Below are 19,381 nucleotides of genomic sequence, written 5' to 3'. Positions count from 1 at the left end.
ATCTTGGCCGACACGCCGTAGACACGCGCCGCATGGGCTTTGGAGAAAGCGCCTTCTATCACCGACAGCGCCATCTCCTCTCGACGCAGCGGTGTGAGACGGGCATTCTTATGGATGTTCATTCGGATCCTCCGATGGATGCTGAAGCGTGGTAACTCCAGTCTCCTCGGTCCGGTCCGAATGGACAACCTCCCGAAAGCTCACAGCTAGCCGATCATGTGCCCGGGGAGCATCCAGTTCGAAAGCTTGCTCTAAGCGGCTTGGTGACTTGGCCGAGGTCACCCAGGTGGAAATGACCAACACTTGGGGTAAGCCTAGTGGCGCTCCCCTCGATGATGTCTGGCGGGGTGGTTAGCCGCCTCCGTGGGACAAGATCAGTCTACACGAATGGGCTATAGCCTCTCCTCGCCTGCCTCACTGGCCGTCCTTCAGAGCCGGCCACACGAGCTTTTGTCTTTCAGCAGGGCGTTTTTCTCGCCAGCTACAGAGCCACACCGACGCCATTAATGAGCGTCCAGTCGACGGGTTGGATGGCCCTGTCCATCTTGCCCAGCACCTTGGCTTAGCATTTGCCGGTGCGGCGGAAGCCTTCAAGACGCAGTTCTTGACCTTCTCCAGATCAGCCTCGGATGGATATCGGCAAGGGTTCAGCTCGTCCTTTTGAACTTGCGCATCTTCGTGTTGGCCAACCCCAGGCCGCCCGACATATTTGCGGTCTATCCGGCACCTCAACTTCGAACAACCTTGCGGCAAGCTCTTGGGATAGCCCACGCTCGTGCCTCCACCACCCGCTCAGCAGAGCCAGATTTGTCGTTGATGGCACGGAACTTGCGGAGTCATTCGCAGATGCGTCACGGACCGAGAGTGTCGTCCCATGAATTCGATCACCAAAAAGGCCGCCCGACGTTGCTGGGACCGCCTGCAATTACCTTATCCCAGAATTGGGAGCAACGGCTTCAAAAGGGATAACTCATCACCTCAATTTTGTCGATCGCGCGGCCATCGAACCGCAGCCATCGATCAGACTTCCGCCTCGTTGCACTCATTGCGACCGCCTTGGTGCTTGCGACAACCGCTCAATTCTGGCTGCCAGGATAACCACATATGGCGACGGAACTTCCTGCTTCAAAGCAATATAGAGATCGTCGATCATCCCCCCATCAAGGCCTCGATCGAGGACACCGCGTTCGGCTTGCTTGGTTCGCAGTGAACAGACCGCACTTCGACGAATGCGATCGATGCGACCGCGCCGAGAACTCTCCCGCATTGTCGACGGTTGGGTCCGTCGGCCCTCCGATGAGGCCTCGGATGCGTCGGGCGCCGAGGCCTCGACTGATGCCGACTGGCCGCCGCCGGAAGGTCTCGCGGCTTTGATCCCCGGCGATGTAGCCACCCCTGCTGCAACAGCTCCTAGCCGGAGAACTCATTCATGACCGAATCGGCGACAGATTTAGTGGACGCGGCTTTGTTCGACCGAGATCGGCTTGACCCAGAAAGTCCCTATCAACGTTCTGGCCCTGCATGGGGTGCCATCATTTCGCTTTCCTTCGGCACCTTCGGGCTTGTGACGGCAGAGTTTCTGCCCGCCAGCGTTCTGACACCGCTCGCGCATGATCTCCGTATCACCACGGGCACGGCTGGACAGGCGCTAACAGCGACCGCAATCGTCGCGGCGATCTCGGCACCGATAATCGCCATCGTGACAAAGCGTCTGGACCGCAGGGTCGTCATCTGGGCGATGACGCTCCTGCTGATCCTGTCGAACGTTCTGGCAGAGGTTGCGGGGTCGCTGCCGGTTTTGCTGGCGGCACGCGTCGTCCTTGGCATATCGCTTGGTGGTTTTTGGTCTATTTCGGCAGCGTTGGCGATGCGGCTGGTTCCAAGTCACCTCATGCCGCGCGCCATGTCGATCATCCTCACCGGCGTTTCTGTCGCCTCCGTCTGCGCGGCTCCAATCGGCGCTTATGTCGGTGACATTTGGGGATGGCGAGCCTCGTTCAAGGTCGCCGCAATCGTGAGTGCCGTTGCGCTGCTCGTGCAACTCGTAACCATTCCGCCACTGCCTCCGATCGAAGTGCGCAGATTCCGCAGTCCGCTGGATGTCGCGAAGAATCCGGCGATGAAGGTTGCGGTGCTAGTCGTGCTATTGGTCGCTTCCGGCCATTTTGCCAGCTTCGCCTACATCCGCGCCTTTCTCGAGAGCGTTCCTGCGCTCGAAAAGAAGTCAATCCCGCTCGTGTTCCTTGCTTTTGGCACGGCCGGCGTCTTCGGCAATTTAGCCGGCGCATTCCTCACCAAACACAGTCTCAAGGCGGTCGCGGCCCTGCCGCCCCTGCTCATTGCCGTAGCCGCTGTCTCGCTCCTGACTATGGGAGCATCGGCCTTGACCTCGGCAATTGCAGTTGCCGTATGGGGCTTTGCTTTTGGCGCGGTCCCGGTCGGATTGCAGACATGGATGGTGCTACGCGCCGCTCCGAAACAGGCCGAGAGCGCTGGTGTACTGATGGTCATAACCTTCCAAGTGGCCATCGCAGCCGGCACAACTTTCGGTGGCCTATTGGTGGATCACACGGGTATTGCCAGTGTCTTTGTCTACAGCGCGGTTGCCACGTTCCTCGCTGTCTTGACAGTATTTTTGCTCGGCCCGAACCGCAAAACCTGACCGCCTGGTGGGGAGTGACGGTCGGCGGCGTTCACGCTATTGCCACCTCTGAGCTCGGCCCAAAGGCCGCGGCTTCGTCGTAACCATGCGGTCGATGGGGCAGCGCCAAATTGCTTCCTGCTCATCGCGTTGCGATAATACAGCGCGCTTATTGCGTCATCGTGTCCCCGGTCTCGGCTTCAATGCCCGGCTACTGGCTGCGGAGGCAGATGGGCGCCGGCGTCCCACCGACGACGATCGGTCTTTTCTCATGTAGCTGTCGGGGAAACGAGGCAGGTTTTCCGCCAGAACCCGCCAGTCGTCGCGCTCGCGTTCGCCTTCCTTGCGCGCACCGAACAACTGGATGATGATCTTGCCGTCGGACCCATATGCTTCGAGCGAGGTGACGTGACTGTCATTGGTCGGCTTGCGCACGGCCCAAACCTCACGGATTTGGTGGGTCCTGAGATGCAGCCGGAACGTTTCGTCCAGCACATGGATGCACGGCCCGATCTGCTTGACCGACTTGATTAAGCCGGAATGGGTCTGGATAGAACCTCGGTTGCCGACGAAGCACATGATCGGCAATTCGTCTTCGGCCGCACGCTGGAGCACGGCGCCAACTGCGGCATTGTCGAGCAGCCAAGCGTAATCCTGGCCGACCATGCGCAAAGCCTGGCAGCGGCTGAGCTTGAGCGTCTTTAGAAGGTTGACGTCAGTCAGCCGGCTCCAGTGCTCGCGTAGGTCGTCCACCGTGCCGGCCCAGTCCGCAGTCCTCGCGCCCAGGTCGGCTACTCTCGCCTTAAGCGACATGGTCGGCTCCTGGTTGGCGGATACGAGCTCGGCCACCAGCTTTCGATAGGCATGAAGGTTGGAGACCGGCCTGAGATGCACCTTATGCACTGCTGCGCCGGTGGCGTCGAAGAATTGCAAACTGCGCTGGATTCCGCCGCGATGGCGCCTTTCAACAGCGAAACCATACCTCCAAGCTTGCGGGAAGACGCGAAGGTCGAATTCGTCACCAAGGACCATGGCGTGATTGTTGCCGGTTATCACTCTGTTGAAGACGCCAATCTTTTCGTGCACGGCACCTTGATTGCGGGTCAGCGCCGTCACTTCGCCCACGAATTCGAGGCCCGTCAGAACGTGATTGACGCGCGGGTCGATGCGTGCCGCGCCGAAACCGCAATGGGCCGCGACCAGTTCCGCTTCCGAAATGGCCAATTGGGCTGCGAAATCACGCGCGGGAATGTTCGGACAGACTTCCCACGCACGCCGGATTTCGTTGGGCGACCGCTTCTTGCGCTGATCCATGTTTTTACCCCTGCCCCGTTCTTCTTTTGACGATCGATCGAAAAACGGGCCTCAGGGGTGTGCACGGCGGACGCGATCGATCGTCAGGCACATGCCAGTCGAATCCTGTCTCCGGGCGGTCAGCGGCCAATCGCCGGTAGAGAGCGATTGTTGGGTGGTCGGCGCCAATCGGCCGATCGAGCATTCGGGTACCACCGGCGGTGCTGCTTTCCCACTCAAGGCGGGTCTGATGGATCATATTGCTCTCCTTCGTTCTTCGATTGCGAGGGCAACCCAAAGGTGAATCGGCCGGCAATTTTGCCGCCGCAACGAAGGCTTCACAAAAATCGTGCCAGTTGCTCCGCGGCAAGCTCTGAACATCTTTGGCTCTGTTCATTGCTTTACGCGTGAGTGCATCGCGAACTCAGGCGCCCTTCCTGTGACGCGGACGCGACAAATCCGACAGTAAGTGTCGGTTGTCGGACGTCTCCCCAGCAATCGAGCATAAGAGACGTCGGGATGTCCTACGGTTTTTGACACGTCTTCCCTTTGGCACGGTCCATGCGAGATGATCCGCGAAAACGTCGGACCGAGGAGAAATCGAGCCATGATTACGCTCACCGACAACGCTGTTGCCGCCATCAAGGCCGCTCTTTACCGCGCCAGCGAGCCGGCGGAAGGATTTCGCATCATGGTCCATGCCGGCGGCTGCGCCGGCTTCCAATACTCAATGGGCCTGGAGAGCGTCTCACGTGAGGGCGATGCGATCATCGAGCGAGATGGGCTCAAGGTGTTCATGGATAGAGGCTCCCAACCCCATGCAGCCGGCATGACCGTGGACTTCGTCACTGGGCTCGAAACATCCGGCTTTGTTTTCGATAACCCCAATGCGCGTGAGACGTGCGGCTGCGGCAAGTCCTGCAAATGATTGCGAGGGAACAGGCTATGTTCGACTATAGCGACGCCAAGGAATACTGCGTCGAACCGGCACCGCCGGCGCTCTGGAACCGGCCGACACGCACTGTCGGCCCGGAACAATTGCGTTCGGTGATGCGCCAAATCGCGATCATCGATCGTTGCCGTGGGCAAGCAAACAAAATTGCCCGAAACAGCTGAATTCCCGGCAGATGCCGCCACCAAAGGGCAATGTCGACAGCGACCGGTCAGCCAAGCCATCGCTCGCCCGGCCGCCCACCTTACCAGATACGATATGCGCCAGAGGTTCAATGGCCCGCCTACCCTTGAATCATTTCAGCAGTTGAAGGATCACTCCCATGAACCCTGTCTATCTCGACAACAACGCAACGACGCGGGTTGATCCTGCAGTCGTTGGAGCGATGTTGCCTTTCTTTACGGAGCAATTTGGCAATCATTCGTCCATGCACGCCTATGGCGCATCGGTTGCTGAAGCCGTGAGAAAGGCGAGGCAACAGTTGCAAGCCCTCATCGGCGCGGGATTCGAGGACGAGATCATCTTCACCTCGGGCGGGACTGAAAGCGACAGTACAGCCATCCTTTCGGCGCTGGAGGTGATGCCCGACCGAACGGAAATAGTGACTTCCGCGGTTGAACATCCGGCCGTTCTGAAGTTGTGCGCGCACCTTGAAAAGACGCGCGGCGTCAAGGTGCACATTATCCCAGTCGATCACCACGGCCGGCTCGACCTGGACGCCTACAGAACCGCTCTCACTCCACAAGTGGCAATCGTCTCGATAATGTGGGCGAACAATGAGACCGGTACGATCTTTCCCGTGGTTAAGCTTGCCGATCTAGCCAGGGAAGTCGGCGCGCTTTTCCACACTGATGCAGTGCAGGCGGTCGGAAGGCTTCCGATTGAGCTGAAATCGACCGCGATCGACATGCTGTCGCTCTCCGCCCACAAGCTGCATGGTCCAAATGGGATAGGCGCGCTTTATGTAAGACGTGGCGTGCGCTTCTCCTCCATGATCAAGGGTGGGCACCAAGAGCGCGACCGGCGTGCAGGCACTGAAAACACACCCGGCATAGTCGGACTGGGCATGGCGGCCGAACTCGCCTTGAAATTCATGGACGAGACAAAACGAATAAAATGGTTGCGCGACCGCCTTGAGAACGGGATCATCCAGCGCATCCCAAACACATCCATCAACGGCGATCCGCAAGAGCGATTGCCAAACACTGCAAACATTGGATTCGAAGGTATCGAAGGCGATGCAATTCCAATTGTCCTGAGCCGGCTGGGAATCGCCTGTTCCGCCGGGTCCGCCTGTGCCTCTGGCTCACTGGAACCGAGCCATGTTCTGATCGCTATGAACGCGGCATGTGGGGCAGTCCGCTTCTCCTTGTCGCGTGACAACGGCGAAGATGACGTAGACCGCGTGCTTGAGGTCCTGCCTGCGATCACCGAGAAGCTACGGGCCGTTCCCAGTGCTGGACTGTGCGGGCGAGGTGCAGAACAGCTTCATTCCGGCCCGGGTCCGAGCGGCACAATAGCCGACGAGCCGTGAGGTCTTCCTCAACGTGACGACCCTGCGCAATGGAGAGCAGTCAAACTCGGGGTCGCCTTCACCACTTCAGAAAAGCTTGAGATCGCCAAGTCTCTTGCCCAGCCGCCGTGCCAGAGGTCGGCACGCCGTCAGCAATGTCACCAATGCATCGACACCACAATTACGCGCCGGGAGAATACAATGAACTGCTCCGCTGATAGCCGCCCGATCGATCGCACCGATATCCTAGCGCGACTGAAGGGCCTGTCGGCCGCGGAGGACTTCTTCGCCTGCCTTGGCGTCTCCTACGACCCGAAAGTGATGAATGTCTCGCGGCTCCATATCATGAAGCGCGTGGGCCAATACCTTGCCGAAGAAGATTTCTCCGGTCTGCCTAACCAGGTAATCGCCGCGCGGGTGCGCGCCAAGCTGGAACGCGCCTACGAAGATTTCGCGACTTCCTCGCCGCTCACGCAACGTGTGTTCAAGGTGCTAAGGGACCACGATCCAAACATATGTCCCGCACCTGGCCGCGCCTTCGTCCCGCTCGACTCTGCACTGAAGCGGTTCGGAAAGTAATGAGCCCGACACGGCTGCGACGCGACAATGTCGAGAAGTCGACAAATCCAGTCCTCATGACGCCTCCTCGGAAGCAAACGAAGCCACCTTCTGGAATAGAGGCAGGAAGACGACTTGGCATGAACGATGCAGGCAATGAGGCGAACCGCCAAGCACGAATCCGGACTGGGAGCTTAGAGAAACCGCCAATGCATATCGTAATCTGCATCAAGCAGGTGCCGGATTCGGCACAGATCCGCGTGCACCCGGTGACGAACACGATCATGCGTCAGGGTGTTCCGACCATCATCAATCCTTACGACCTGTTCGCCCTCGAAGAAGCGCTCAAACTGCGCGACGTTCATGGTGGCGAGGTTACTGTGCTCACAATGGGTCCGCCCATGGCGGAGGACTCGCTGCGAAAGGCGCTCGGTTACGGTGCTGACCGAGCAGTTCTCTTGACGGACCGCTATTTTGCCGGATCCGATACGCTGGCGACTTCCTTTGCTCTTTCGCAAGCAATCGCAAAAATTGGGGAGACTTTCGGCAGGCCGGACATCGTCTTCACCGGCAAGCAGACGATTGACGGCGATACCGCCCAGGTCGGACCGGGCATAGCCAAGCGCCTAGATTTATCGCAACTTACCTATGTCGCGAAGATTGCCTCCATCGATCTCGATACGCGAGAGATCGAAGTCGCGCGTCGCGCCGAAGGCGGCACCCAGTTGCTGAAGAGCAGACTCCCTTGCCTCATTACCATGCTGGAAGACACCAACGAAATCCGCCGGGGCTCGCTCCAGCAGGCTCTGTGCGCGGCGCGCAGGCAAGTCGTGAAGTGGACTGCAGCCGACGCCGGCATTGACGATCTCACCCGGTGCGGTCTGCGTGGCTCGCCTACAGTCGTCAAGCGTGTTTTCGCCCCCACCGCACGGGCAGAAAGGGCGGCGCAGATCGACACCGCGGAAAGGGGCTTGCAGGACATAGCCGATGAACTCATCGCCGATATCTTAACCCGCCGGCCGGCGCTGGAACATGAGCTGGCCTTCAACAGCGGCACGTGACGGCCAGGAGCAGAAAATGTCGACCGCAAGCCAAACCACCCCTCGCATTGCCCCCGGCCGTGCCGGTGTAAAGAAAGAACTTCCCGACCATTTCAAAGACTACCGGCACGTGTGGGTCTTCCTCGAGCTCGAACGCGGCAATGTGCATCCTGTATCATTCGAACTGCTGGGCGAAGGCCGCAAATTGGCCGACAAGCTTGAAGTCCAGCTCGCGGGCGTCGTGCTGGGACCGCCGGGCGAGATGGTCGAGGACGCTGTTGCCGAGGCCTTCGCTTACGGGGCGGATCTTGTCTACATCGTCGATGCGCCGCCGCTCGCCGACTACCGGAACGAGCCGTTCGCCAAGGCGCTCACGGATCTGGTCAATACCCATAAACCCGAAATCCTCCTTCTCGGCGCGACCACACTGGGCAGGGATCTTGCAGGCTCGGTAGCGACGACCCTGCAGACGGGGCTCACGGCCGACTGCACCGAACTTGATGTAGATTCCGACGGTTCACTCGCCGCGACCCGTCCGACTTTTGGTGGCTCATTGTTGTGTACGATCTATACACTAAATTACCGGCCGCAAATGGCGACGGTGCGACCAAGGGTCATGCCTATGCCGCAACGGGTGGATAAGCCGGTCGGGCGTGTCATGCGGCACAAGCTGTCGCTCGTTGAGGACGATATCGTCACCAAAGTCCTCGGCTTCCTACCGGATAACCAGTCGGCAATGGCAAATCTTGCCTATGCGGATGTCGTGGTTGCGGGAGGCCTCGGTCTCGGAGCGGCGGAGAACCTTCAGCTTGTGAAGAATCTTGCCCGAGCGATCGGCGCCGAGCATGGCTGTTCGCGCCCCTTGGTCCAGAAGGGCTGGATGCCGGCTGATCGACAGATTGGACAAACTGGCAAGACCATTCGACCGAAGCTTTACATCGCGGCCGGAATTTCCGGCGCCATCCAGCACCGAGTTGGGGTCGAGGGGGCCGATCTCATCGTCGCGATCAACACCGATCCGAACGCGCCGATTTTCGAGTTCGCCCACCTCGGGATCGTCACGGATGCAATCCGCTTCCTGCCCGCACTGACGGAAGCCTTCACCCGGCGGCTGTCGCCGCACAGTCGAGACAAGCTTGCGAGTTGAGGGAGAGGACATGATTGAACAATTCGATGCCATAGTGGTCGGAGCCGGCATGTCTGGAAACGCAGCTGCTTACACTTTGGCAAGCCAGGGGCTGAAGGTACTGCAGTTGGAGCGCGGGGAATATCCGGGCTCTAAGAACGTCCAGGGTGCCATAATGTACGCGAACATGCTGGAGAAGATCATCCCGGACTTCCGGGATGATGCGCCCCTCGAGCGGCACCTGGTCGAACAGCGACTTTGGGTGTTGGACGACACGTCTCACACCGGAATTCATTACCGGTCGGACGACTTCAATGAGGCGAAACCCAACCGCTACACGATCATTCGCGCCCAGTTCGACAAATGGTTTTCCCGCAAGGTGCGCGAGGCTGGCGCGACGGTCCTGTGTGAGACGACCGCGACGGAACTCGTCCGTGATGGCAATGGCAAGGTGATCGGCGTCCGCACAGACCGGGCTGGCGGAGTGGTCTTCGCGAATGTGGTCGTTCTCGCAGAAGGGGTGTCGGGATTGCTTGGCACTCGCGCAGGCCTGCGCGAGATGCCGAAGCCGGAGACCGTGGCGCTTGCCGTCAAGGAAATGCATTTCTTGCCCGAAGAGGTCATTGGCCAGCGGTTCGGGGTCAAGGGCGATGAAGGCTGCGTAATCGAGGCCGTGGGCACGATCTCTCGCAGCATGGCCGGGCTCGGCTTCCTTTACACCAACAAGGAGTCGATATCACTCGGCATCGGCTGCCTGGTCTCGGATTTCGCCGCGACGATGGAGAGCCCGTCCGCCCTCCTGGATGCGATGAAAAACCATCCTTCGATCCGGCCGCTGATCGCTGGCTCGGAGGTGAAAGAATATGCCGCCCATCTTATCCCCGAAGGTGGTTACAAGGCCATTCCGCAGCTCTTCGGCGACGGTTGGGTCATCGTCGGCGACGCAGCGCAACTGAACAATGCCATTCACCGTGAGGGTTCGAACCTTGCCATGACCTCGGGTCGTGTCGCGGCTGAGGCGATCATCAACGTCAAAAGCCGCAACGGTCCTATGACCAAAGCGAACCTTGCGCTCTACAAGACGATGCTGGATGACTCCTTTGTGATCAAGGATCTTAAGAAATACAAGGACATGCCAGCCTTGCTCCACACCAATTCCAGCAACTTTTTTGACAGCTATCCGCGGCTGATGTCGCATGCCGCTCAGAACTTCATGCGTGTCGACGGCACGCCGAAGATCGAGAAGGAAAAGAACACCACGGCCGCCTTCATCAACGCGCGCTCGCGCTGGGGGTTGGTCAGCGACGCGGTCCGCCTGGCATTGGCATGGCGCTGAAGAGGGTACAAGATGACGATCGCAGTGACGAAGGTTCGTGTCGAGGACAAACTTTACCAGAACCGCTATCTGGTCGATTCCGGCCGCCCCCATATTATAGTGCGACCGCACGACAAGCCAAGCGCGAACTTGCTTGCGTTGACCTACGTCTGTCCGGCGAAATGCTATGAGTTGAATGACAAGGGTCAAGTCGAGATCACCGCCGACGGCTGCATGGAATGCGGCACCTGCCGGATATTGTGCGAGAAAGGCGGCGACATCGAGTGGAACTATCCGCGCGGCGGCTTTGGTGTCCTGTTCAAGTTCGGATGATCAGCCGGGACCGTGCCAAGAGCATGCCGGCAGCGAGCAACTGCGGCACACCATGAGCCTCTCCATCCACTTGCAAAGAGCTAGTGAATATTGGCCTTTCGCAATTCAAATTTCCTTGACTCGTTAGCGGTGTCCTCAGGCCACGGCGCTGCCCTGTGCGCCGGACTTACCACCGGTCACGTGGTCGAGCCCCTTTGGGACAACGCCCGGCCATCGTGCCGGATGGCAGCCACAACGGCCGGTGAGCAAGTGGAACGGCACAACCCATGGCAAAGACGTATGTGCTAGTGCATGGTGCCTGGCATGGCGGATGGTGTTGGCGGGACGTGGCTGCCAATCTTCGCAAGATGGGATGCCACGTGACCACGCCGACCAGGTGTCGGCGAACGCGCACGTTTGCTGTGCAAGGACATCACGCCCGACACATTCGTGACCGACATCGTCAACCACATTGTGACGGAAGAGCTGAGCGATGTGATCCTTGTCGGTCACAGTCTAGGCGGCATCAGCATCACCGGCGCCGCCGACCGGATACCCGACCATATCAGCCATCTCGTTTATCTCGACAGCGCCATCGTCGAGAGCGGTCAAAGTGTATTCAGCACCATGCCCCCCGACATCGTCGCGGCCCGTCGAAAATTGGTTGCGGAGGAAGGACGGGGTATCTTCATGCCGACTCCGCCGCCAACAGCATTCGGCATTCCCGAGGGACACTCGCTCACGGACTGGGTGCGGCGCCGGATAACACCGCATCCGGCAGGCACCTACGAAAGCGGACTTAAGCTCGAGCACCCGCTCGGCAACGGCAGACCCCGAACCTATGTCGTCTGCACTAATCCACTCCACCCGCCGATGGCGGGAGCGCGAGAATGGGTCGCGAAGCAGGATGGCTGGGCGTGGCAGGAACTCGCCACTGGCCACGACGCAATGATCCTCGCGCCGACGGAAGTTGCTCTCCTTCTTAGCGCAGTCGGCTGAGGAACCAAGTAGGGTGAGCGGCGGCCGATTCTCAGGCCGTGGCCTTGAGCTCTGGTGCACGGATAGGCCCAACGGGTCGTTCCGGTGGCGCCACCGAAACCACTAGGCGGGAGTGGCCTGTCCTGCCGACGTCGCAAGCTTGCGAGCGTTCCGCCGCGGCCGCAGCCCGTAGCGCCGGGCAACCTCCGAGATCACCGCGTCGGCTCCAGGGTCTCGGAATGACTCCGTGCCTTGTCGTCCATCGACCAATGCCGCCGACCAACAGCGCCGTTGATCACCCTCGAAAACGCCGAGGCTGCCGCTCAGGGTCAATCGTAAGTTCAAGTTCAGACACAAGCCGATCTCCGATCCACCTCAGAATCGGCAGGCCCACAGATCGCGGGTCCTCCTGGAAGGACACAGCGCTTACCCTTGAAATATGGAGAACCATGGCTTTGCGCCGTCGGCAGTTGAGCTGATCTCGCAATGCTATTTCCCCGGCAACGTCCGAGCCGGAGAACTGCGTGCTTGGCGTTCTCCTCTGGAAGGAACCAATCTTTCGGAACGTGGCAATGTCATCGACGAGCTCTCACGGGCCAGCACGATGCCGGTTCGGCGCATCGGCGCCCCCTGAACACGAGATAGCCACTTGCGATTCTAACGATACGGCCGGACGGGGGCTGAGACCGCGGCGGACGGAGCGTGACGGCTGATCGACACAATGGAGAAGGCCGGCTGGGTTCAGGCTAATGCGGCTCGAATTCTCGGCCTCAAGCTGCGACAAGTCGGCTAGGCGATACGCCGGCATAGTATCGAGGTGAAGGAAATTCTAAGAGCCTGATGAGCCAATCGTCAGGCCAGTGGTCTTGCGCGCCCTGTGCGCGACAAGGAGTGCTTCGTGCTTCTGAACGGATTTGGACTTGCACTGTCGCAAGCAGGACAAAATTGTGTCGCGCCGGCCTGACACAATGCGATATCGACCCGAATAGTGAACTGAAGCCGCTTTTTTCAGTTGGTATGGCTCTTGCACCTTGAACCGCGACGTTACCAGCAACGGAGCCGTTTGATGTCCTCACCGACAGTTTCGATTGAGGGGCCGACTAGCACGACATCCGAGGGTTTTCTGGCAGCCGCGAAATCCGGTGGCTGCGCATCGTCCTCCTACGGCTCGTCGCCGACCAGCCCGGGCGAAGGGGATCCGGCTATTTGGGAAAGGATCAAGGATCACCCCTGCTTTTCGGAGGAAGCGCATCATTATTTCGCGCGTATGCATGTGGCGGTCGCGCCGGCTTGCAATGTCCAGTGCAACTATTGCAATCGCAAATACGATTGCGCCAACGAGAGCCGGCCTGGTGTTGTGTCTGAGAAGTTGACGCCCGACCAAGCGCTACGCAAGGTCATCGCCGTTGCCAACAAAGTTCCGCAGCTTTCGGTTCTTGGCATCGCTGGGCCGGGGGATGCCTGTTACGATTGGGAGAAAACGAAGGCAACGCTCGACCGCGTCATCAGGGAAATCCCCGACATAAAGCTGTGCGTCTCCACTAATGGGCTCGTGCTGCCGGACCATGTCGCCGAGCTTGCCGAAATGAATGTTGATCACGTGACGGTCACCATCAACATGGTCGACCCGGAAGTCGGCGCGAAGATCTATCCATGGATCTTTTATGAAAATCGCCGCTACTTCGGCATCGAAGCCGCTCGAATCTTGCACGCGCGGCAGATGCTGGGCCTGGAGATGCTGAGCGCGCGCGGCATCCTCACCAAAATCAACTCGGTGATGATTCCTGGAGTGAACGACCAGCACCTGTTTGAGGTGAACAAAATGGTCAGGGAGCGGGGCGCGTTTCTGCACAACGTGATGCCTCTGATTTCGGACCCGGCGCACGGTACCCACTACGGACTCATCGGGCAGCGCGGCCCAACGGCAATGGAGATGATGGCTCTTCAGGATCGACTTGAAGGTGGCGCCAAGTTGATGCGCCACTGCCGGCAGTGCCGGGCAGATGCTGTCGGCCTGCTCGGTGAAGATCGTGGCCAGGAATTCACGCTGGACGGGATTCCCGACGATGTCGCCTACGATGCTGGCAAGCGTCAGGCCTATCGGCAGGTGGTCGCACACGAGCGCCGTGATCATGAGGCGGCGAGGAGCGAGGCCATCGGTATGGTCAAGGCAACAGACTCCGAAAAGTCGCTTCTGGTTGCGGTGGCCACTAAGGGAGGTGGACGGGTCAACGAACACTTCGGCCACGCGAAGGAATTCCAGGTTTATGAAGTCTCGCCTAGAGGGATCAGCTTGGTCGGGCATCGGAAGGTCGAGCGGTATTGCCTCGGAGGCGGGGGCGAAGACGCCATCCTCGAGGGCGTCATCGCAGCGCTCGAAGGCATACACATAGTGCTATGCGCCAAGATCGGAAATCGCCCGAAGGAACAACTCTCGCGAGCTGGACTGCGCGTAACCGACGCCTATGGCCATGACTACATCGAGACCGCAGTCAGCGCACTTTACGCGGCAGAGTTTGGGATCAGACCACTAGCGGCGACGGCCTGAGCCGTCTCGTCCGATAACCAGGAGTTAGAATGGCTTTAAAGATCATCGCATCCCAATGTACCCAATGCGGGGCCTGCGAGTTCGAATGTCCTTCGGAAGCGATCAAGTTCAAGGGCGACGCCTATGTGATCGATCCAAACAAGTGCACCGAATGCAAGGAGGCCTTCGATACGCAGCAATGCGTGTCGGTCTGTCCGGTACCGAAAACCTGCGTTCCCGCTTGATTCCTACCGAAACGGTCGGGTTCGCCGCACGACGACGCCTGCAACCCGCGACCACAACAAAAGCCTCGAGAAAGGAATGGACAGCATGTGGTCCAGACGCGAACAGGAGGTCGAAATCGGCAGACCGCCACGGTTCATGCAGGGTGAGCGGGTCCGTGCGATACGCCACATAAAAAACGACGGCACCTATCCCGGCAAGGAGATCGGCGAAAACCTCGTGCGGAAGGGCGACGAAGGCTACGTGCGCGACATTGGAACCTTTCTCCAGCAATTCTTCATCTATGCGGTCGAATGGATCGATCGTGGCACGGTCGTCGGCATGCGAGCGCGCGAACTCATTAGCCTCGACAAAGTCGAGGTTCCCTGCGGAGCTGAAGGCATTTCCAACGGGGGAACAGCCGGATGAAAGTAATGATTCGCAGGACCGCTACTGGCTTGTCGGCTTATGTCCCCAAGAAGGATCTCGAAGAGCCGATCACCGAGATTGAGAACGCTGACTTATGGGGCGGGACCGTGACGCTCAGGAACGGTTGGCGGCTCATGCTGCCCGACCTTCCGCGCGACACGCGTTTGCCGATCACCGTCGAGGCGATGAAGATTTCCGACGGGGCCTGATGCCGGTGGGTTCAGTGGCGGAGAGGAAACGCGTATGAACACGATGCTGAGCTGGGACCATCTCGTCGTCGTCCGGGGCAGTTTTGCCAAAAAACTGATTGACCTGCTGAACGGCGCTCTCAAGGCCGATCGAGTGATCCCCTATCTCGGTCCTGGTCTTCTGCAGCTTAACCCACCGGAATCACCTGTACCTTGCACCCCTGAAGATGTCGCCGCGGCCCTCAACAAGCGGGCGCCTGCCCCTTCCAGGATTCGCACCAATATGTGGTCGGTCGCGCAGTTTATCGAGCAGCGCCGACATCGTCGGACTCTCCAAGCGTGGATGGCGGAGATATTCGCAGCCCCCGCCGAGCCGACCGTTCTTCACGCCTGGCTCGCAACCCTTCAACTGTCTGTCATCATCGACAGCTGGTACGATGGCGCCATGCGAGCAGCCCTTGCAGAGGCCGGCCAAACAGACGTTGTCGAGATACAAGGAACGACGCGCGCGACCGGAATCGGTAACATCTGGACGAGAACTTACGATTTGTCAGGAACAGAACTCGAGGCCGAACAAGTGGCTAGGACGGTGCTCTATGCGCCGCACGGCAGCGTCAGGCCGGCGGCAAACTTCCTCGTGGCTGATTCCGATTACGTCGAAGTCCTAACCGAAATTGATATCCAGACGCCGATCCCGGACGCGGTGAAGCAACGGCGCGTCAACCGGGGTTTTTTCTTCGTGGGCTGCCGCTTCAACGATCAGATGCTGCGCACATATGCCAGACAGCTGATGAAGCGCTCCACTGGCCCACATTTTGCGGTGATCGATTCGGCTACGCTGACCAGAAACGAACGTCGTTTCCTTGCCGAAGGCGCAATCACGGTCATCGACATGCCGATCCGCAACGCCGCGGCTCGCCTCGTCGGGGTCGATGCTAGCCAGGATTAATGGCCGGCGATTGCTGGTGAGTCGCTGCTTGCCTCCAAGGGCGAAAACTCAGTTGGGAATACATTCGTGAGTAGTAATGCTAGTGGCAGCACAACGTAGGCTCTGAATTCGTTGGGCGATGTGAAAGGGTCCGCTGCTGCGGGACGTGAGCACGTTGCGGCGGCATTACGCACATGATCTTGTGACCCCCGTGGCAAAAGAACTGAAGCGCCCGAGTCGCGACAACATATGCAGCGCTCAATGGCTTCGACAAAAATTCGGCACAGTTTCGACAGTTCGCATGCACCTCCAGGGTCAACGAGGTTGATTATGCCTGTTTATGTGGGTCGGCCACGCGAGCAGGAATTCCCACTACCTTTGCCCCGGCGGGAACATCTCGTGTGACCACGCAGCCAGCGCCTACCACTGCATTATCACCAATCGTGACGCCAGGCAGAATGATTGCTCCACCGCCGATCCAGACACGGCTGCCAATGTGAACAGGACGCCCGACCTGCAGGCCGGCCTGCCGCTGCTCGGCATCATGTGGATGATCGGCGGTATAAATCTGCACAGCAGGCCCAATTGCCGTTCCTTGCCCGATTTTGACCTCTACCACGTCAAGAATAACGCAGTTGAAGTTGATGTAGGCATTGGCTCCAATGCGGATATTGAATCCGTAGTCGCAAAAAAAGGGCGGACGGATGACCGTTCCGCGCCCAACCTCTCCCAGCCGCTCGGACAAAAGCTCATGCCAATGCCCCGTGGTCTGCCCCAGCGTATCATTGTACCGCTTGAGCCAAGCCCCGGTGGCCAACAGGTCAGCTTGGATCTCCGGATCCGCCGCATTGTAAAACTCGCCTGCGAGCATCTTTTCTTTTTGGCTACGCATCATAGTCTCCCGTCAGGTCGTGTCCCGTACAGTGATGCAGGAACGCACATCAAACTGCCTCGGCAACTTTGTAACTCGGTCTTGCCGGGCGCGCGGTCGGTCACGAGCCGGGGCGACAGTTTCGTCTCGACCAACTTCCGCGAATTTGGATATCGCAGATCAACCGGTCGCAGGGGCCAATACCTGACGAGGTCGGCAACTGTCCAGCGGTCGAACTCACTTTCATGCCCATCTCAGATTGCGTGATATCGAGCGGTAAGCCATCAGCTAATGTATCGACCAGGTCCCGCCAGCGGAGATCTGCGCGTCGCCTCTACGCATGCTGGCGTGTCACCAATAATACATCGATTATTTCTGGATCCAGGCACGTCGAATTGATTTGCCTTGCGGTGTAGAGCGAAGTTACTAGCCATAGGATTACTCCTTTTTAGTTTGTCAGTCGCAGAGCCCCAGTATGACTACGTGGTAGAAAGCACACGGCCGGAATCTTGGCAGCGCTGTTCACACCCACTTCGTAAGCCTGGCCGATGGGCTCGCCAGAGCACCAATGCTTGACCTGCTCCAGCTCTTGCTCGGCGGGTTGTTTCAGAGACGCTTGATCTCGATACCGCGTTTTCTCAGCACGTAGCCGATCTGGCGCGGGGTCAAACCGAGCAGGCGCGCCGCCTTTGCCTGCACCCAGCCACACTTTTCCATGGCAGCAATGACCGTATCGGCATCGGGCACCCTACCACGACTCGTGGCAGGGCCTATCGGCGCTTGCCCGTCGCCGACGGGCGGGGCGGCACAGGCGGCGGAAGGCTGGATCGTAGTCGACTTCTCTGACGTCGGCGGTCCGTTCTTCCACAGCGCCGCGGCCAAGCACTGATCCGCGTAACAGGCAAAGTCAGTTCTGAGGATTGATGGACCCGTCGCCAGAACTGCCGTCCGTTGAACGCAGTTTTCGAGCTCTCGGATGTTGCCTGGAAATTCGCAGTTCATTAGCACCTCAATCGCTTCGGGAGCGAAGGTCAGCGTGTGATCATTCTCAGTATTGAAATTCTTGAGAAACTGAGCGGCCAAGAGCGGAATATCACCTCGCCTTTCGCGCAATGCCGGCACGCGTAAAGTGACGACGTTGATGCGATAATAGAGGTCTTGCCGGAACTCCTTGCGTTGAACTGCCGTTTCCAAGTCCCTGTTCGTTGCGGCAATCACGCGAACATCAACTTTAATGGTGTGGTTGCTGCCGACGCGCTCAAACTCCTGCTCCTGCAGGACACGCAGCAGCTTAGCCTGGAACGAACCTGATATTTCGCCAATCTCGTCCAGAAACAATGTGCCTTTGTCGGCAGCCTCAAAGCGCCCCTTGCGCAAACTGCTCGCGTCGGTGAAGGCACCCTTCTCATGACCGAACAAGTCAGATTCCAGAAGCGTCTCGGTGAGCGCCGCGCAATTGACCTTGATGAAGGGCTGCTTGGCGCGAGGCGAGAGCTCGTGAATGGCTTTGGCAACCAGCTCCTTACCGGTTCCGGATTCACCTCGCAACAGGACCGTAGTCTTCGCCTTGGCCACCTTGACAAGGTGCTCACGCAGCTTGCGCAGCGCCTGACTATCGCCAAGCATCTCCTTGCTGATCTTTTTACGTTCCATTTGGCAGCCCATCCCACTCCGCCACCCGCCGGTAGAACTGCACTGGACGGTGAGCTGTGTTGTATTTCGTCATCATCATTCTCGATCTCACCTTTGTTGCTTCGAAATTTTCGGCGCGCGGACGCCCTCGGCAAATGGCAATGGCGCCTGAGCATCGTTGCCTTTCACCAGGACGAGCGTCTTCCTCCGCGCGGGCGCTCGCAATATGCGGTTTGCGCAGGCCTTTACTCGACCGGTCGCTGTTCTGTCCGGCTTCTGCCGCACCGCAGCCTGCAAACTCATCCTTGACAAGAAAGGAGGGGAGTCAACCGAGCTCTCCTTGCATTTATGCAAGGAAAATTGTCAGTTTGATAGAATTCTATCAAAACGGCAGAAACGCCCCGCCCCAGTTTGGCTGTACCTGCGGCGTTCAGCGTACGTGACGACATGTGCGGACTTGTCCCAATTGCCATCCGAGTTGTGCGGAACAGTAGCTGCTGCGCTGTTCGCTTCAACCGCGTGAGGCCGGAGACAGTAGAGACGGCGGCTCGTCGAGCGAGGTTTCATTGTTCGGCTACTAAACCGGCTGTCCTTTGGTGGGAGTTGGTTTCGCCCAAGTTCTGGGCCTGGGGGCGTCTAGCCCGTTTCGCCGCACAGGCTCCTTCCACATCGTCGAGGCCGAGAAGGAGGGACCCCACAGCTCTCCCTGTATCACAATGCCCCGCCCCTCAAGCAGCTAGATACGACAGGTGACCTCAAATGAGGCGTCTTGCATGGCTTCTACACCTGCCTGAATGCCAGAACTGCGTTCGTACCGCCCATGGCGAAGGCGTTGCTCATGGCGACGCGCACCTTG

General features: G+C 59.0%; 19 protein-coding genes and 1 pseudogene. 16 read left to right on the top strand and 4 right to left on the bottom strand.

Translation table 11 applies throughout. The features are described 5' to 3' along the window. Window positions 1-122 (bottom strand): leucine zipper domain-containing protein (locus EN780_RS09765; RefSeq protein ID WP_245474027.1); only part of this gene is annotated, 122 nt, incomplete at its 3' end. A 1,307-nt stretch (window positions 123-1,429) separates the two neighbouring features. Here EN780_RS09765 and EN780_RS09760 point away from each other — a divergent pair. Further along, window positions 1,430-2,662 (top strand): MFS transporter, encoded by a 1,233-nt coding sequence (locus tag EN780_RS09760; protein WP_126063819.1) that lies wholly within the window; start codon window positions 1,430-1,432, stop codon window positions 2,660-2,662. Window positions 2,663-2,818: 156 nt separating this feature from the next. Here the strand turns inward: EN780_RS09760 and EN780_RS09755 are convergent, their stop codons facing one another. Next, entirely contained in the window at window positions 2,819-3,955 is a 1,137-nt protein-coding gene (locus EN780_RS09755) for a ChuX/HutX family heme-like substrate-binding protein (protein WP_126063818.1), read from the bottom strand. A 586-nt stretch (window positions 3,956-4,541) separates the two neighbouring features. Between EN780_RS09755 and EN780_RS09750 the strand changes: the two genes are divergently transcribed. The 15 genes from EN780_RS09750 (at window position 4,542) to EN780_RS09685 (ending at window position 16,043) form a co-directional block, all read left to right on the top strand. Next, the gene (locus EN780_RS09750; RefSeq protein ID WP_029356570.1) at window positions 4,542-4,862 is read left to right on the top strand and encodes an iron-sulfur cluster assembly accessory protein; all 321 of its coding nucleotides are present in this window, start codon (window positions 4,542-4,544) and stop codon (window positions 4,860-4,862) included. Window positions 4,863-4,879: 17 nt separating this feature from the next. Continuing rightward, complete coding sequence (locus EN780_RS38760) at window positions 4,880-5,050, top strand: hypothetical protein (RefSeq protein WP_165349961.1); 171 nt, start codon at window positions 4,880-4,882, stop codon at window positions 5,048-5,050. 158 nt (window positions 5,051-5,208) lie between these two features. Beyond that, on the top strand, window positions 5,209-6,420 hold the full coding sequence (nifS, locus tag EN780_RS09745) for a cysteine desulfurase NifS (protein WP_128273399.1): 1,212 nt from the start codon (window positions 5,209-5,211) through the stop codon (window positions 6,418-6,420). 180 nt (window positions 6,421-6,600) lie between these two features. Beyond that, window positions 6,601-6,978 (top strand): nitrogenase stabilizing/protective protein NifW, encoded by a 378-nt coding sequence (gene nifW / locus EN780_RS09740; protein ID WP_024505239.1) that lies wholly within the window; start codon window positions 6,601-6,603, stop codon window positions 6,976-6,978. A gap of 188 nt (window positions 6,979-7,166) precedes the next feature. After that, complete coding sequence (locus EN780_RS09735) at window positions 7,167-8,018, top strand: electron transfer flavoprotein subunit beta/FixA family protein (protein ID WP_126063816.1); 852 nt, start codon at window positions 7,167-7,169, stop codon at window positions 8,016-8,018. A gap of 16 nt (window positions 8,019-8,034) precedes the next feature. Further along, window positions 8,035-9,144, top strand: a complete 1,110-nt coding sequence (locus tag EN780_RS09730; RefSeq protein ID WP_126063815.1) for an electron transfer flavoprotein subunit alpha/FixB family protein — start codon at window positions 8,035-8,037, stop codon at window positions 9,142-9,144. Window positions 9,145-9,154: 10 nt separating this feature from the next. After that, complete coding sequence (locus EN780_RS09725; protein ID WP_128273397.1) at window positions 9,155-10,459, top strand: FAD-binding protein; 1,305 nt, start codon at window positions 9,155-9,157, stop codon at window positions 10,457-10,459. A 12-nt stretch (window positions 10,460-10,471) separates the two neighbouring features. Then, window positions 10,472-10,771: a ferredoxin family protein gene (locus EN780_RS09720; protein ID WP_024505235.1), complete on the top strand. Its 300-nt coding sequence runs from the start codon at window positions 10,472-10,474 to the stop codon at window positions 10,769-10,771. 396 nt (window positions 10,772-11,167) lie between these two features. Next, window positions 11,168-11,749: an alpha/beta fold hydrolase gene (locus EN780_RS09715; protein ID WP_287152319.1), complete on the top strand. Its 582-nt coding sequence runs from the start codon at window positions 11,168-11,170 to the stop codon at window positions 11,747-11,749. 700 nt (window positions 11,750-12,449) lie between these two features. Beyond that, a complete protein-coding gene (locus EN780_RS39725) occupies window positions 12,450-12,521 on the top strand; it encodes a helix-turn-helix domain-containing protein (RefSeq protein WP_245467364.1) in 72 nt (23 codons plus the stop codon). Window positions 12,522-12,794: 273 nt separating this feature from the next. Continuing rightward, complete coding sequence (nifB, locus tag EN780_RS09705) at window positions 12,795-14,276, top strand: nitrogenase cofactor biosynthesis protein NifB (protein ID WP_024505233.1); 1,482 nt, start codon at window positions 12,795-12,797, stop codon at window positions 14,274-14,276. 29 nt (window positions 14,277-14,305) lie between these two features. Next, window positions 14,306-14,500 (top strand): 4Fe-4S binding protein, encoded by a 195-nt coding sequence (locus EN780_RS09700; RefSeq protein WP_024505232.1) that lies wholly within the window; start codon window positions 14,306-14,308, stop codon window positions 14,498-14,500. Window positions 14,501-14,585: 85 nt separating this feature from the next. After that, window positions 14,586-14,906 (top strand): nitrogen fixation protein NifZ, encoded by a 321-nt coding sequence (locus EN780_RS09695; protein ID WP_024505231.1) that lies wholly within the window; start codon window positions 14,586-14,588, stop codon window positions 14,904-14,906. Continuing rightward, the gene (gene nifT, locus EN780_RS09690; RefSeq protein WP_024505230.1) at window positions 14,903-15,115 is read left to right on the top strand and encodes a putative nitrogen fixation protein NifT; all 213 of its coding nucleotides are present in this window, start codon (window positions 14,903-14,905) and stop codon (window positions 15,113-15,115) included. The genes EN780_RS09695 and nifT overlap by 4 nt, the downstream gene beginning before the upstream one ends. Before the next feature lie 34 nt (window positions 15,116-15,149). After that, a complete protein-coding gene (locus EN780_RS09685; protein ID WP_024505229.1) occupies window positions 15,150-16,043 on the top strand; it encodes an SIR2 family protein in 894 nt (297 codons plus the stop codon). A gap of 307 nt (window positions 16,044-16,350) precedes the next feature. Here the strand turns inward: EN780_RS09685 and EN780_RS09680 are convergent, their stop codons facing one another. Together EN780_RS09680 and nifA are read right to left on the bottom strand one after the other, a co-directional pair. Next, window positions 16,351-16,917: a sugar O-acetyltransferase gene (locus EN780_RS09680; protein ID WP_024505228.1), complete on the bottom strand. Its 567-nt coding sequence runs from the start codon at window positions 16,915-16,917 to the stop codon at window positions 16,351-16,353. A 582-nt stretch (window positions 16,918-17,499) separates the two neighbouring features. Then, window positions 17,500-18,543, bottom strand: a pseudogene (nifA, locus tag EN780_RS09675) (nif-specific transcriptional activator NifA); the annotation flags it as partial. Between the last annotated feature and the right edge of the window lie 838 nt (window positions 18,544-19,381).

Origin of the sequence: Mesorhizobium sp. M4B.F.Ca.ET.089.01.1.1 (assembly GCF_004022605.1) — a bacterium.
In the GTDB taxonomy this organism is placed as follows: Bacteria; Pseudomonadota; Alphaproteobacteria; order Rhizobiales; family Rhizobiaceae; genus Mesorhizobium; species Mesorhizobium abyssinicae.
Note: the sequence above shows the minus strand (reverse complement) of the source record. Positions and strands in the feature narration are given on the sequence as shown.